The sequence below is a fragment of the Shewanella sp. MBTL60-007 genome (assembly GCF_019654915.1).
Taxonomy (GTDB): domain Bacteria; phylum Pseudomonadota; class Gammaproteobacteria; order Enterobacterales; family Shewanellaceae; genus Shewanella.
This window is the reverse complement of sequence record NZ_BPET01000018.1, coordinates 1-15196: the sequence shown is the minus strand read 5'-3', so window position 1 is coordinate 15196 and position 15196 is coordinate 1. Positions and strand designations below refer to the sequence as shown.

The following is a 15196-nucleotide window of genomic DNA, read 5'->3' as shown; positions in this document are numbered from 1 at the left end:
CAGCTAGCTAACTGGTGTTATCTCGCTTGTTAGTTGGCAAACCAACAGATAAAAAGGACAACAATATGAACGTATTAATGGTACTCACTTCACACGACAAACTTGGCGACACAGGCTTAAAAACAGGCTTCTGGCTCGAAGAGTTTGCCAGTCCTTTTTATCGCTTTAAAGATAGTGGCTTTAATGTCACATTGGCCTCGCCTGCAGGTGGACAACCACCACTTGATCCAAGCAGCGAACAGGCTGATTTTCAAACAGCAGCAACAGAGCGATTCAATCAAGATGGGCAAGCCAAGCAGCAACTGGCAACGACCAAAGTCTTAGCTGAAATAGACCAAGCCGATTACGATGCCATCTTCTATCCCGGTGGACACGGGCCTTTATGGGATCTCGCCAATGATGCTCACTCCATTGCATTGATTGAAGCCTTCTACCAAGCTAACAAGCCTGTAGGCTTGGTGTGCCACGCACCTGGCGCGCTGAAAAATGTAAAAGCTGCTGACGGCACACCTTTAGTGGCAGGTAAAAAAGTAACCGGCTTCACCAACAGTGAAGAAGCTGCAGTGCAACTTACCGATATCGTGCCTTTCTTGGTTGAAGATATGCTGCAAGAAAATGGTGCGCTATACGGTAAAGGCGAGGACTGGAGCAGCTACCTCGCAGTTGATGGTAACCTTATCACCGGACAAAACCCGGCGTCTTCTGAAGTGGTCGCCGATGAGATGATCAAACAGCTGAAGTAGAAATTCCCGCATGAATCTGACTAATAAATAAAAGAACTATTCACCACGAAGCGCACACTTTGCTCGCTACACAGAGGACACGAAGAAAAGAAAAACTCGGGGCAGCTTTTCTTCGTGATTTTCGTGTCCTTCGAGATCCATTCTTATCCTTCAAAGTCATCAAATTTTTCTGAACGACTTCTTTAAATAAATGGTATTAAAGCTCCATATCTGCCTTTTAGTTTATGTTAACTGTCATATAAACTCGTTCGAGCCCTAGCTATTTAAGTAATTTACACCGATAGCTGTCATCGAAAAAACGCACGCTCGCCTCACCTTGATGCTCCCAAAACTCGAAGTTACGTCCTTGATACTTTGCGCCACTGCCACTGCGAACATTGGTGGCTAACAGTTGCTGCTCACCCACTTTCTCACTCGAAAAGGTAAATACAGCCGTAACAGGGTCTAATTGCGTATAAAAAACGGCGCTTATCTGTGGGTGAACACCACAGTCGAATACAACGGCAGGCGGAACCTCAAGCAATCCGCCCTGGATCTGCAATTCGATAATCCGCCCCTTGTAATTTTGCAGCGTACACTCGCGTACATCCTGCGCCTTCCAGCAGTCATTACGCCCCTTTATCCAACCTCTTTGCATCGCCTTAGGCTGCTCAACAGCTGGGATATTTACCACAGCCGCCTTATAAACTTGCGCCATCTGCCTATCGAGCTGCGCCAGTTCGCCGTCATGACAGATGAGCGTCTCAACTTGCCCCTGAGCCTTGGTGCAATCAAAGCTAGGCGACATAGGCTCTTGCGTCTGAATTTTTGCTGGCGTCTGAGCCGTCTCGGAGGTTTGGGATTGTTTGGTCGTGACAGCTTGTTGCTCCACTGTGCTACAGGCCGTTAGTAAGACTAGGCAGCTTACCATAATGTATTTTTGCATCTGTTATCCTTTAAGCTTTGCTATTTCGAAGGTTAACCACAGTCAGTGAGATCTAGCTTAACGATGGGTAACTGACCCATTTCGGTCACATTGTTATCGTTGGGGTTAAAATAATACAGATAACAGCGATCATTATTGAGGTTATTGCCTCGCGGAAAAATAATAAACCCCCGCCCAGTCGTTGCCGTGGTATAGCCACGTTGAGTAAACCAAGCTAAACCACGATTACGCGCACACCAAGCTGTGTCAGAATTTGTCTCAGTGCACTGATTAGAGGTGATAAAAGTCACTCCATCAAATTCTACCAAACGCGAGAAGGTGTTATTCCAGCGGCCATCGGGGTAATGACCTCTGACTCGGACGTTCTGACCATTCTCTAAAGTAAAACGGTTTTGAGCAGAGTTAAGGTTTTCAGGTCTTAAGGCTATCTGCGCCGCCAGCAGATCTCGAGCCGACTTAAGGCTAGCCTGCATCCCTTTTAGCACAGCGGTATCGGCATCGGTTCTCAAGTTAATAAATTTAGGAACGGCGATAACGGCCAAGATCCCCAACACGATGATCACCACCACTAATTCGATTAAGGTGAAGCCCCCTTTCCCCTTGATAAATCTCATGCTGCCCCTACTCATGACGCTTTATTAACTCACTAATATTTTAATCAATAGACTAAGTTCTACTCTAGCGCTAAAGATAGCAAATTTTTATCTCCGTAATGGAGTGTTATCTTTGCCATAATAAAGTCGATGATTTTTTATAGAAAAACAGCTAATCTTTCAATGATTACAACCCCGTAACAAAGGATGTCACGATGCGTGTTGGCTTAGCTCTACTGCTGTTATTGGTTGCAACTCTGGCTCATGGAACTGTTTATAAATGGGTCGACGAGAACGGCAAGGTTCACTTCTCTGACAAACCGGTCAAAAACGCCGAAGTCGTCGAGCTTAAAGAGAACACCCAAAACAATATCAAACTCCCCGAAGTCACCGCGCTGCCTAGCAGTCGACCCGATACGGATAAGGACAGCGAAAAGATCAAATATGCTGTCCAAATTATCTCCCCTAGTGAAGAGGAGAGTATTCGTGACAACGAGGGCAACCTCACCATTATCGCCAATGTTGAGCCACAACTCTCTTCCGCCCATGAGCTAGCTCTGTTTATGGATGGACAGCAGATTGGCAATACACAACAGCACGGCATCTTTAAGCTCAACAATATCGACCGCGGCGAACATAACTTTGTCGTGAAAGTATTGAGTAAAGACGGCAAACAACTTGCATCGACTCCTGCGAGAAAAGTATTTCTTCATCGGACGACTGTTAATGGGCCTGCACATTTTAGACCTCAGCCTAGAGGTAATGAATAAAAGTCTTTGAATAGACTTACTTAGGAATATTTTGATTTAGTCTACATTCCGATGACGTCTGGTTGCAGCTTGCACCACTTTGGTGCACCATAGTGGTGCAATCAACTCAGATGCCCAAGCGGGTGCATCAGCATAATTCGGAGTAGCCGATGAATACCAGTTTATTGCTCAATCATTTAGTAACGGCTGTGCTCGTTATCAATGAGGAGCTAGAGTTACTCTATGTCAATACCGCCACCGAGCAACTGCTCGGTGTTGGCAGCAATCGACTCGCCGAGCAGCCTCTGCCAGAACACTATCAACTGCTAGGAGTCGAGCCGCAGGTGCTTAAGCAGGCTATCTGCGAAGGCCAAGGGCTCAGCATTAATACTGTGCCACTGGTGACCATAGATGGCCAGCAGCACACGGTCGATGTCACCCTGACACCACTGGAACAGGAGCAAAATCTTGCCCTGATTGAGTTGCGCCAAGTTGATCAACAGCGACGTATTCACCAGCAATTGACCCAAGATGCCCAGCAACAAGCAGCGCAGTTCTTGGTGCGTAATCTTGCCCACGAAATTAAAAATCCGTTAGGCGGACTGCGGGGAGCGGCACAGCTGTTGTCTCGTGAACTCAAAGAGCCAGAGCTAAACGAATTTACCGATCTGATCATTGAGCAAGCCGATAGACTGCGCGGCTTAGTCGATCGCTTACTCGGTCCGCAGAAACCAACGCAACATAGCCTGTACAACATCCATGAAGTGATCCAAAAAGTCGTTAAGTTAGTCAACGTCACCCTGCCTAACAATATTGAACTGACTCAAGATTACGACCCCTCGATCCCAGATATCGAGATGGATCCTGATCAGCTACAGCAGGCCATCCTAAATATCGTGCAAAACGCGATACAGGCCCTAGAACCGAGTGGCGGTCATATTCGACTCAAGACTCGGACTCAACATCAGGTCACCATAGGCACCAAGCGCCACAAGCTAGTACTCATGCTGTCGATTATTGACGATGGCCCGGGGATCCAACCCGAGCTTATGGATACGCTATTTTACCCTATGGTCACCAGCCGCGAGCAAGGCTCAGGCTTGGGTCTTTCTATCGCCCATAACTTTGCCCGTTTACATGGCGGCCGTATCGATTGTGACTCAACGCCTGGTCACACCGAATTTACCATTACCTTACCCATCAATAGTTAATAAGAGGAAAACACTCAATGACTGAACAAGTTTGGATCCTCGACGACGATAGCTCGATACGTTGGGTATTAGAAAAGGCACTTCAAAGTGCCAAATTTAGCTGTGCTAGCTTCGCGGCAGCCGAGTCGCTATGGGAAGCATTAGAGATGGCGCAGCCACAGGTGATCGTCTCAGACATACGTATGCCGGGTACCGATGGTTTAACACTGCTAGAGCGATTACAGAATCACTATCCGCATATACCCGTTATCATCATGACTGCGCACTCCGATCTCGACAGCGCGGTGAGCGCCTATCAGGCGGGTGCCTTTGAGTATCTACCCAAACCTTTCGATATTGATGAGGCGATCTCACTGGTCGAGCGCGCACTCACCCACGCCAAGGAGCAGTCCTCCACTATCACCGTAGAGGAGCCGCTAGTCGCCACACCGGAGATTATTGGTGAAGCACCTGCAATGCAGGAGGTCTTTAGAGCCATCGGTCGCCTTTCTCGCTCCTCCATTAGCGTGTTAATTAACGGTCAATCGGGTACGGGTAAAGAGTTGGTCGCCAGCGCGCTGCACAAACACAGCCCACGTAAGGGTAAGCCTTTTATTGCCATCAACATGGCTGCGATCCCAAAAGATCTGATTGAGTCTGAACTATTTGGCCATGAGAAAGGAGCATTTACGGGGGCGGGCAGCGTACGGCAAGGTCGCTTCGAGCAAGCCAACGGCGGCACCCTGTTCCTAGATGAAATTGGCGATATGCCTCTAGACGTTCAGACACGATTACTGCGAGTACTGGCCGATGGTCAGTTCTATCGTGTAGGTGGCCATTCACCGGTGCAGGTGGATGTGCGCATTATCGCCGCTACCCATCAAAACCTTGAGCAATTGGTACATCAAGGGGATTTTCGTGAAGATCTGTTCCACCGCTTAAACGTCATTCGTGTGCACCTGCCCCCATTGTCTCAGCGCCGTGAAGATATCCCCCAGCTTGCGCGTCACTTCTTGATGATCGCCGCCAAGGAGATAGGTGTTGAACCTAAGGTGCTGACCAAGGAAACTGCCACTAAGTTATCGCAACTGCCTTGGCCGGGTAATGTGCGCCAGCTTGAAAACACCTGTCGCTGGTTAACCGTGATGGCATCGGGTCAGGAGATCTTGCCACTGGATCTACCGCCAGAGCTACTGCAAGAACCCAAATTCAGCCCTGTTCAAACTAGCGATAGCGACGACTGGCAAGGCGCACTAAAGCTGTTTATCGACCAGAAGCTCACCGATGGCGACAGTGATCTGCTCACCGAAGTGCAACCCGCGTTCGAGCGAATTTTACTGGAAACGGCACTTAAGCATACTAATGGTCACAAACAGGAAGCGGCTAAACGTCTAGGCTGGGGGCGTAATACTCTGACCCGTAAATTAAAAGAGCTAGAAATGGATTAGCGAAAGCTTCAATGCTTGTAACAAAAAGGAGAGCCGCAGGCTCTCCTTTTTTGCTTATACGCTAATCGCTACACCGGATCTTGGTGAATAATCACCTCGGACTCGACAAACTCCTCCCGCACCCGTTCTGAAGTTTTCACCGCTATTTTATGGGCTTGATGTAGGCTCAAATCGCCATCCAATTCTAGATGGAATTGAATAAACATCGTCTTGCCAGACTCACGGGTTCGCAAATCGTGGATCCCCCTAACTTGCGGATCGAGCATGGCTATTTCAGTGATCTTTGCTCGGGTTTCATCATCTAACTCTCTATCGAGCAGCGATTGCACCGAGCGATAGGCTAAACCAATCGCCTGCTGACCAATAAATAATGCAATCAACAGCGCAAATAAGCCATCGGCCCACCACCAGCCGTACTGAGACAGAACTAACGCCAGCAATACTGCGGCGTTTAGAAATAGATCCGACTTGTAATGTAGCGCATCGGCTTCAACCACAGTGCTTGAGGTCGCCGCTAAAGCCTTTTTTTGCAGTATGACTAGAGCAAGAGTCAGCGCAATTGCGATAATCGATACAATCACACCTAAGGTCGCATGCTGCACCTCAACAGGATTAATCAGACGCTCTCCGCCATGTAGCAGTAGTAAGAAAGCGGAACCAAGAATAAAGGCTGATTGCGCCAGTGCAGCGAGAGGCTCGGCCTTACCATGCCCGTATCTATGGTCTTGATCGGCAGGCACGATAGCGTAGCGAATGGCAATAAAGTTAACGATCGATGCCAGCGCATCTGCAAAAGAGTCAGTCAAAGATGCCAACATACTGGCCGAGCCAGAGTACATCCATGCCGCAAGCTTGATGATGATAAGGGTTAAAGCTGTCGCAACTGCAGCGCGGCTGGCCAGCTTTACCCAGAAATCGTATTGGGAAGTTTCATTCATAAAATCTGTTTACTGTTAAAGTAAGGGAAGCACAGATTCTAAGTTTATAACAAACTTGAGGGAAAAACTGATGATTTCCCTCAAGTTAATGCCTATCGATGTAATCGAAAAAAGCAGTTAGCCTATCGGCAGAACCATACGCCAGCTGCCGTCAGGTCCATTATCGATTATGATGCTTTTCAAAACGCTGCTTGAATTTCTCTTGTTGCTCAGGTGTTAGTAGTTGATAGGCTTGGTTTTGTAGCTTCAGCATATCCACAGCTTTTTGCTGACGAGCCTCTTGCTTTGCCGCCAGTGCTTGTCTCACTTCATCTTCGTTAAAGTTAGTGCTGGTAATAAAATCTAGCATCTGCGATTTTTGCGCCGCACGTTGCTCTTTTGAAGGACGGTTTTGCTTCATCTCATCACGGTGAGCCGTGAAAAGCGCCTTAATTTCAGTTTTCTGTTCATCGGTTAAATCCAAACCACGGAACATTTTACGCATGTCGTGATGACCGCCACGTTCACCTTTCATCTGATGGTAGCTCTTACCCTCATGTGAACCGTGATGCCCTTCACCAGCACTCACACCTGCGGTTAGTAATACACTGCTGGCCACTATGGCAAGCAAACCTGCTTTTAACGTATTCTTTTTCATCATGGTAGCCTCAATAATTGTGCTTAGACCCGCTAAGCTTGATTTGACGCTTACCAGTTTAGTTGGCTTAACGTAATGTTGGGTTTATATAGCGTAAAGCTCTGTAAAGCAGTTTAAATATCCCGCCACACTTAGATCTTTACGTTGAATTACACTCCTAAACCGCAATTGACATCAAACAGGGTATACTCAGCATAGTAAGAGTAGATAAAAGGGTAAATATGAGCCGTATATTGTTGGTAGATGATGACTTAGGTCTATCAGAGTTGCTTGCACAACTGCTGGAACTTGAAGGTTTCGAGCTAACACTCGCCCACGATGGCCAGGCAGGGCTCGATCTCGCTTTAGCGCAGCAGTTCGACCTAATCTTACTCGATGTCATGCTGCCCAAACTTAATGGTTTTGAAGTACTGCGCGCCCTGCGTAGCAAGAAACAGACGCCGGTGTTGATGCTAACGGCTCGCGGTGATGAAATCGATCGCGTGGTCGGCTTAGAGATCGGTGCCGATGACTATCTACCTAAGCCATTTAACGACAGAGAACTGGTGGCGCGTATTCGCGCCATCATCCGCCGTACTCATATTCAGCCCAATGAGACGCAGCAAACCACACATCATTATGGCGATATAAAGCTGGATCCTGCTCGTCAGGAGGTCCATTGCCAAGATCAGCTCATCATCCTCACTGGAACCGAGTTCAGCTTACTGTGTGAGCTAGTAAAAAATGCTGGCGAGCTAGCAAGCAAAGAGGCCTTAAGCGAAAAAGTACTCGGCAAAAAGCTGATGCCTTTCGACCGTAGCTTAGATATGCACCTTTCTAACCTACGTAAGAAGATGCCTGAGCGCGATGATGGCCGCCCAAGAGTAAAAACGATACGCGGTAAAGGCTACATCTGGTTACCCTAAATGCAGCTAACAAAAAATCCCAATAATATATTCGTTAAGCTACTACTGGGCTTTTGGCTCTGCAGCTCGCTGATCATCGCACTCATAGGGCTGCTACCTCTGTTGCAGCAAAACCACGATCAATCAGAACTTCCGATACCACTGAAGCGCATGCTTGAACGTAGCGCCGAGCGCATAGCCAGCAACCCGCAGGTATTAAACTCTGAAAAACTGAAACATTGGAGCCGCTTTAAAGAGTTTAAAGGCCGCCCTGCGCGGATCTATCTTGTCGATGAGTATGGCAAGGTACTGAACAGCCATAAACAATCACGCTCCCTGAGGCGCTTTATGTTGATGGCAGATGAAGCTGGCCATCCAATTAAACATCAATTTAGAGATGAGCTGATTTTCGGGCCTTATAACTTCAAAATAGAAGGTAAACCCTACAGCCTATACGGCCGCTTACCCGAGCACCACCCAAGACCTTGGTTCTTCTTTTTTATCGACAATAAGATCTTAACTCTCAGCATCGCGATCCTGCTATCAGGCTTGCTATGTGGTTTATTTGCTTGGCATCTAGGTAAGCCACTGCGTTCACTCAAACGCAGCGCCGATGCCCTTGCCGATGGCGATTTAAGTAGCCGCGTCGATATGGCGACCGCCCAGCGCAACGACGAAATTGGCCAGCTGGCTCAAGCCTTCAATGGCATGGCCGACTCGGTAGAGGATATGGTTAAGAGTCAACAAAGATTGATCAGCGATATCTCCCACGAGCTGCGCACACCACTGACAAGGCTAAAACTCTCTTTGGCATTAAGCCGCAAGAAAGGCTTAGCGACACCAGAAACCGAACGCATCGAATATGAAGCCGACCAACTCGAACAGATGATTGCCGAGCTGCTAGAACTCTCACGAGTAAAGCTCAACGCCAATGAGACAAAACGCAACTTAGAGTTATCGGAAAGCTTAAGCCAAGTGTTAGATGACGCCGATTTCGAGGCCCAGCAACAGCAGAAACAGCTACATATCGATATCGATGAATCAATCACTTTGCCACTTTACCCTAGACCCCTGTGCCGTGCGGTGGAAAACCTGCTGCGGAATGCGATTCGCTATGCCGATACTCGAGTCTCTATTCAAGCGATTGCCACTACCAGCAGTGTTCAGATAGAGATTATCGATGATGGCCCGGGGATCAGTGATGAGGCCGACTTAGATGCGATCTTCAAACCTTTTTACCGTCCACAATCAGCCCGTGAAAGGGAGTCCGGTGGCTGGGGATTAGGCCTAGCAATTGCCAAGGCGGCAATTCAGGCCCATCAAGGCAAGATCCAAGCTGAAAACCAGCAACCGAATGGCTTAAAGATCAGTATCAGCCTGCCTCTACACTAATATTTCTAGCGCTAAGCGGCATTTGCCGCTGGCTCTAGCCGAGCAAGCCAGCTAGCGTACTCAGGCTGTTTAGGAATACGCTTATTTGAATGCCCCATCAGCTGCGCGAGTGCATAGCTAAATTGATAATACAGACAGGCATCATCATACGCCTTACCCGCATCGTCACAGTTAATTAAAGCGCCGCGCAGATAATTAGCCACCAACTCCGCGCGATTAAAGCCCTCTACAACGCCGACAGATTTAATCAGCTCGTTATTCCAATTGATATACTCACCATAAACCTGCTCGAATGCGGCTCGGTTATCATCAGTCACCAGCTCAAGCAATTCTGGGTTCGGCATCACGCGGGAAATGATAAACCGATCATATAAAAGATCGTCTCTTAGTCCCCAGCAATGATGCATGAGGAATCGAGTCAAATAATCACTGTATTGCGCATCATCGATCGCCGCTCTCTCAAGACGTCTTCTGTAATGCGCCGTTGCAACGGCCACCACTAAATCAGCCTCTGAGGGAAAATGATTGTAGATGGTACCCTTAGAGATCTGGCTCGCCTCAACCAAGTGAGAGCGCCGCAAATCAAAGCTCTTATGCCCCCGTAAACAACGCTCGGCAATATCCGTTAAGTAGCTTTCTCGCTGCTGCCAGTTACTCATGTCGACCTCTTCACAAATCTAACAATCAATTGAAATTCACGTCACATTCGTAAAGTAGCAGCCTAGCGGCACTCGGGGGTATTGAGTAATACTGATACCACTATGAATAAACTCAATAGCCTATGTTAAAAATCGAACTATTAGAGAGCTTCATTGCGGTTGTAGAGTGTGGCAACTTATCTAAAGCTGCTGAAAAGCTGTGCCGCACCCAGTCAACTTTAAGTTTACAAATCAAAAAGTTAGAAGAAAGCGTTGGTCAACCTTTGCTGCTAAGAGACAACAAAGGGGTCACCATGACCGAGTCCGGCAAGACACTACTCAACTACGCCTATAAGATGCTGCAGCTCAGTTCTCAAGCGATCGACGAGCTAAAAGATTGTCAAAATCGTGAAGTCATACGACTCGGGGTGCCGACAGACTACATCAATCGTTACCTAGGCAGTTGCCTGCTAGAGTTTATTCGTGAATTTACCTGTATTGAGTTAGTCATAGATACCGATGTCAGTGGCAACCTCTATAAGCGACTACATAATGGCGAGTTCGATGTGATTGTCGCGACCCATTGGCAAGCCCCGGCAGTTGGTCATGGCGAGTTGTTATTTGAGCGCCGCTTTCATTGGGTTGCCGCAAAAGGTGGTAGTGCCCATAAACGCGAAACCGTGCCTATGGCGCTGTATCCTGAAAACTGTCCGATCCGTGCTCAGGTTTTTGCCAATCACCAGATCTCCATGCGTCCCATGAGCGTTCTGCTATCGACACCTTCACCAGCAGCCATGTGTATGGCGGTGGAGAATGATCTCGTTATCGCCCCTATTGCTGAGTTTCGTATCAGCGATAAGATGCAGATCATCGATCCGATTGAGCATAACATTCCGCCGCTGCCGCCCTTTAATGAGTCACTGTATCTCAACCCTGACACGCAAACAGAAGCGACTAATCAGCTTATTAACCTAATTAAAGCCAACGTGCTGGAGTTGGGTGAAGTACCGCAATCTAGACTACAGGGCTAATCCGTATGTAACCTAAAAGTAGGAAGCCACCTTCTGAAGTAGGTGGTTTAGGGCTAAAAACAAAAATACCAACCCTTGGTTGGCATTTTACTATCGACTGCTATCTAAACGGCAATAATACCAATCAGTATAACTAGAAATAGTAAGCAAAATTGATATTGAAGCGGTGGTTCCAGTGATCATCGCTTTGGACTAAGCCTAAGCTATTGCCACCCAACCAGAGCACATTCTTCGCCATGTAGTAGTCCACATACACAAAGACTGGGCCATAGGCTATTGAAAGCCCCATAGTATTCAATAATGAGTCATCAAACTCTTCAAAGTCAGGCTGTACCATACTGAAATCGTTATAAAGAGTTAAACTGCCCCATGAAGTGCCAACACTCTTAGACAGGTTTGCGGTATAGATATTCCCCTTGCTCGCGACTTCGTAAAAACCATCGAGCATGCCCATACCTATCTTATTAGGATCGATTTGGCCATCATCATACTGATCAAAATCAAACGCTAAATATTGAGCTTGAAAACCCCAGCCGTCATAATTCAGATCAAGATGCACGGCGTAATTAAGCGTGTCGCCATTCTCACCAAACTCTGAGTTATATAGCTGACCATATTCAATAGAAGCGCCGATAATCGTCGTCAAATCACCACTGGTTAAGGTAAAGCTTTGACGACCAGCAAAGGTATTGGTCTCTTCGTTGTTATAGGTGATGTCACCTACAGTGCCTTTAGCCACTGTACCGGCAAAATCCCTATGATCTGTAGAGCCATAGATGGCATTTTTAATGAATGCAACTTCGGTTAATGAACTACCATTTTGATATTGAGCGCTCACACCTAGACCATAATCATCCTCAAACCCCATATAGTAATTCAGGCTGTACCACCAGTTGTGGGATGCGTACCCCTTATTACCAAAGGGTTTACTGATAGCACCACCGCTTATTGTAAGGTCTTCATTGGCATCCCAATAAGCATAACCATACTTTAAATGATCATAACCATCATAAAATCGATATTCGGCTTTAACGCCAATATCATTCCATTTATCAGAAAAAGTAATAGAAAATAGATTAAAATCAAAATCACCTAATTTATCTTTTGAAGATTCTGAATAGTCACTGTAGCTATAGTTTACCCTTACCGAACCGCCAATCTCCAAATCATCGGCTAAGGCATATTGGCTTGTCATAGCAATAATGCTCACTAGCGGTAACACTAAATTCATTTTTTTCATCAGAGATATCCCTTCCAACTTCAATTTATATCTTCTTATATTTTTAGGCGGCAGCTTTTGCCCACCGCCTTTTATCGTAATTACCACTTCAGCTTAGTAAGATCACACTGGATCACTTCACCGCGTTTAGCCGGTGTGCCTGGGTTCTTGGCTGATTCACACAGTAAGGTGGTGCCATAATCATTGCGTTTATCATGGGCATTACTTCTTGCCCATACAGACACAATCGCACGCTCTGCAGGGTTAGCCTCACAACTACCATCGACATCAAACGCATGTATCGTATTTTGGTGGAAATAGATCAATGGATCTTGTTCACTACTACCCGAACGCCACATAGTTTGCGAATTGTGCTGCCCCTCATCAAACTGTACTCGACGGATCTTGTCATCCTCTTCAACAGTTTTAACCAGTGGTGAGTCTTCACGTATAGCCATAGTTTTAAACTGATTGGTACACGCGGGGATACGCATATTGTAGTACATCTCAGAGATCGCATGGTTATGAAACGGGTACAAGGTATCTACCGACTGTACTGTCATACCAATCTCGGCTCCGACTTTTTCACCGTTAATCTCATCGATACGCAGTAATCCCCAGTGACCGAAGATCTCAGCATAGGCATAACCACCACGAATATTATTAAAGTTCTTATCATTACGCTTGCTCTCTTCGGCGTACATAGGGAACCAACCCGCTGCAGCCCATAGGTTTGGTAAAGAGTTAGCGCTAATGTCATAGGGGAAGACGGCTGGCATTTTCACTTCATCGCCAGTCACCATCTTATAAAAGTTTTTAGTAAAGCTTTCGCCATACTGCTTCACTTGTTTATCTGTCACCTTCTCATCGAAAAACTCTTCAAATGTGGTGCGCTTAAAATGCTGAGCAACCGGGGAGTTCTGGGTTAGCTCACCACCGGGATTATAAATCCAACTCACATCTTCACGTGCGCCAAAACATCTCTTTGCTTCTTCTGCATTATTAATTACTTGATAGATGTTTTTTACCATCTGCTTCATATCGCGCCTGTCCATCACGCAAATATGCTGACCGCCCTCGGTTGAATCTATCATGGCAGTATCAGAGTTTAGGCATCCGCTGACTTGATCATTGGTTAACGCCACTGCATAGGCTTGCAAATAAGATAGCGTTTCATCCCATAGGATATCGATATACTTTTGATCTCTCGCACTATATTGAGGTGAGTCACCTAAACACTGAAATTGCGCATTCTCAATATCATTCTTATCGAGAAAATCAGGAATATCTGCAGCGACAACACTCGTTGATAATAACAAAGACCCGAACAAAAAATTAAACCTCATACATCACCCTTTAATATTTTTAATAAGTAACCCCTTTTTCTAAATGAAATAATAAACATGGAATTAATTCCAAAAAACTAGCAAGCTCAACATAAACAACATGCAATGTTGTATAGCTCACAATCACGGCTAAAAACACAAATTAAAATAAAGGCTATTTATAAAATACAGTAAATAGTAAAAAATGGTCACAGACACGCCATCCGTGGCGCAGCTGTAATGGGAGCATCTTCTAGCTAATGTCTGTCACCATTTGTGCTAAAAAGGATAATAAGAATTAAAACTTTAATTAGATAACGTACTTTAAAGAGAACATCACACGATTCAATTCCGCTGAATCGTTATTCTGCTTAGTATTCTCAGCATACATATATTCAACACCAACTGTAATCGGCTTAATTGGAGAATATAATAAGTTGATATAGCCAGAATAGGACTCTTTATTAACTTTCCCACCCGTTAAAGACTCATTATTATCAGCTTTGAAACCAGATAGAGTGACACTAGAGCGCCACTTTTCATTCCACCAATGACGATAAGATACAAATCCTCCGTAAGAATCGATAGTTTCAATATCACCATTGTTATCAATGACACCAGCATTGGCATAGTTCAATGCCATATAGCGACCTAAGCCCGATCCCGCTGTAGCGGAGAACTTAAGATCATCGTTACCAACAGGGACAACACCAGTCATACTCATGCCATATGCCATTTCCTGTGAATCGTAGTTTGCATCTTCAATATTTAATTGGCGCACTAAAGCTGCAAAAGAGTACTTAGCTCCACCTTGGGTATTAATGTTATAACGAGCAATAAAATCAGGAACCATGCCACTACCGCTAGTAAGTCTTCCTCCCCCCATATCAACATTTGCAGTCAATGTTGTTTCAGGGTTTTCTATCGCAAACTGAAAACCACCATTAGTGTAACGAACCTGTGTTTGACGAACGAATGGTGTACCTTCTGCGGCACCAACAAAGTCTAGGTTTTCAGGTAACGCAGCTGGATTTTGAAAAGTCGTCCAAGTTTGACCAACCAACCAGTTATCGAAGCTTACTAGCGCATGACGAATTCTAGGAGAGTAACTATTCGACACGCGTTCATTACCATCCGCATGCGTCATAAAGTCTAATTCAATAAACCCTTTTAACTTATGCCCATTAATATTACTGAGGGAGCTAAAGTTAAATCTTGACTCTCTAGCTTGAAAGTCAACAACTTGCTCACCATTATCAGAAACACCATATATAGTCCCAGGCACATAAAACTGTCTCGAAATATGACCTGAATCAGGTGCACCATTACTATAATCACTAAACATTACGTCAGCTTTTACATACCCACCAAATTTAAAAGTAGTATCACTAGCATTTGCACTACAACTTAAAATAGTTAAAACAGACAAAGCCAATATATTTTTATTAATCATTCACCACCGTAATTATTAACATAAATACAAA

General features: G+C 45.8%; 15 protein-coding genes. 7 read left to right on the top strand and 8 right to left on the bottom strand.

What is annotated here, in order from left to right; genetic code table 11:
• Positions 1-65 precede the first annotated feature (65 nt).
• A complete protein-coding gene (locus K5Q92_RS08330; protein WP_220768546.1) occupies positions 66-743 on the top strand; it encodes a type 1 glutamine amidotransferase domain-containing protein in 678 nt (225 codons plus the stop codon).
• A 259-nt stretch (positions 744-1002) separates the two neighbouring features.
• Here the strand turns inward: K5Q92_RS08330 and K5Q92_RS08325 are convergent, their stop codons facing one another.
• Positions 1003-1668 carry an MliC family protein gene (locus tag K5Q92_RS08325; protein ID WP_220768545.1) on the bottom strand — a complete coding sequence of 222 codons (666 nt, stop codon included), beginning with the start codon at positions 1666-1668 and terminating at the stop codon, positions 1003-1005.
• Positions 1669-1700: 32 nt separating this feature from the next.
• A complete protein-coding gene (locus tag K5Q92_RS24210; RefSeq protein ID WP_259649524.1) occupies positions 1701-2282 on the bottom strand; it encodes a type II secretion system GspH family protein in 582 nt (193 codons plus the stop codon).
• A gap of 194 nt (positions 2283-2476) precedes the next feature.
• Here K5Q92_RS24210 and K5Q92_RS08315 point away from each other — a divergent pair, with 194 nt between their 5' ends.
• From K5Q92_RS08315 to glnG, 3 genes are all read left to right on the top strand, one after another.
• Entirely contained in the window at positions 2477-3031 is a 555-nt protein-coding gene (locus tag K5Q92_RS08315) for a DUF4124 domain-containing protein (RefSeq protein WP_220768544.1), read from the top strand.
• Between the two features lie 149 nt (positions 3032-3180).
• On the top strand, positions 3181-4221 hold the full coding sequence (glnL, locus tag K5Q92_RS08310; protein WP_220768543.1) for a nitrogen regulation protein NR(II): 1041 nt from the start codon (positions 3181-3183) through the stop codon (positions 4219-4221).
• Positions 4222-4238: 17 nt separating this feature from the next.
• Positions 4239-5648, top strand: a complete 1410-nt coding sequence (gene glnG / locus K5Q92_RS08305; RefSeq protein ID WP_220768542.1) for a nitrogen regulation protein NR(I) — start codon at positions 4239-4241, stop codon at positions 5646-5648.
• Positions 5649-5716: 68 nt separating this feature from the next.
• On the opposite strand, the gene K5Q92_RS08300 is transcribed toward glnG, so the two are convergent.
• Both K5Q92_RS08300 and K5Q92_RS08295 read right to left on the bottom strand, forming a co-directional pair.
• The gene (locus K5Q92_RS08300) at positions 5717-6586 is read right to left on the bottom strand and encodes a cation diffusion facilitator family transporter (protein WP_220768541.1); all 870 of its coding nucleotides are present in this window, start codon (positions 6584-6586) and stop codon (positions 5717-5719) included.
• A 160-nt stretch (positions 6587-6746) separates the two neighbouring features.
• Positions 6747-7226: a Spy/CpxP family protein refolding chaperone gene (locus K5Q92_RS08295; protein ID WP_220768540.1), complete on the bottom strand. Its 480-nt coding sequence runs from the start codon at positions 7224-7226 to the stop codon at positions 6747-6749.
• 218 nt (positions 7227-7444) lie between these two features.
• Between K5Q92_RS08295 and K5Q92_RS08290 the strand changes: the two genes are divergently transcribed.
• Both K5Q92_RS08290 and K5Q92_RS08285 read left to right on the top strand, forming a co-directional pair.
• On the top strand, positions 7445-8128 hold the full coding sequence (locus K5Q92_RS08290; protein WP_220768539.1) for a response regulator: 684 nt from the start codon (positions 7445-7447) through the stop codon (positions 8126-8128).
• Positions 8129-9499, top strand: coding sequence for an ATP-binding protein (locus K5Q92_RS08285; RefSeq protein ID WP_220768538.1), 1371 nt, complete (start codon positions 8129-8131; stop codon positions 9497-9499). It abuts the gene before it with no gap.
• An 11-nt stretch (positions 9500-9510) separates the two neighbouring features.
• On the opposite strand, the gene K5Q92_RS08280 is transcribed toward K5Q92_RS08285, so the two are convergent.
• Positions 9511-10158: a TetR/AcrR family transcriptional regulator gene (locus K5Q92_RS08280; protein WP_220768537.1), complete on the bottom strand. Its 648-nt coding sequence runs from the start codon at positions 10156-10158 to the stop codon at positions 9511-9513.
• A 122-nt stretch (positions 10159-10280) separates the two neighbouring features.
• On the opposite strand from K5Q92_RS08280, the gene K5Q92_RS08275 reads away from it, so the two are divergent.
• Positions 10281-11168: a LysR family transcriptional regulator gene (locus tag K5Q92_RS08275; protein WP_220768536.1), complete on the top strand. Its 888-nt coding sequence runs from the start codon at positions 10281-10283 to the stop codon at positions 11166-11168.
• 133 nt (positions 11169-11301) lie between these two features.
• On the opposite strand, the gene K5Q92_RS08270 is transcribed toward K5Q92_RS08275, so the two are convergent.
• The 3 genes from K5Q92_RS08270 to K5Q92_RS08260 form a co-directional block, all read right to left on the bottom strand.
• Positions 11302-12408, bottom strand: coding sequence for a hypothetical protein (locus K5Q92_RS08270; protein WP_220768535.1), 1107 nt, complete (start codon positions 12406-12408; stop codon positions 11302-11304).
• A gap of 80 nt (positions 12409-12488) precedes the next feature.
• A complete protein-coding gene (locus K5Q92_RS08265; protein ID WP_220768534.1) occupies positions 12489-13733 on the bottom strand; it encodes a hypothetical protein in 1245 nt (414 codons plus the stop codon).
• A gap of 289 nt (positions 13734-14022) precedes the next feature.
• A complete protein-coding gene (locus K5Q92_RS08260; RefSeq protein ID WP_220768533.1) occupies positions 14023-15165 on the bottom strand; it encodes a DcaP family trimeric outer membrane transporter in 1143 nt (380 codons plus the stop codon).
• Between the last annotated feature and the right edge of the window lie 31 nt (positions 15166-15196).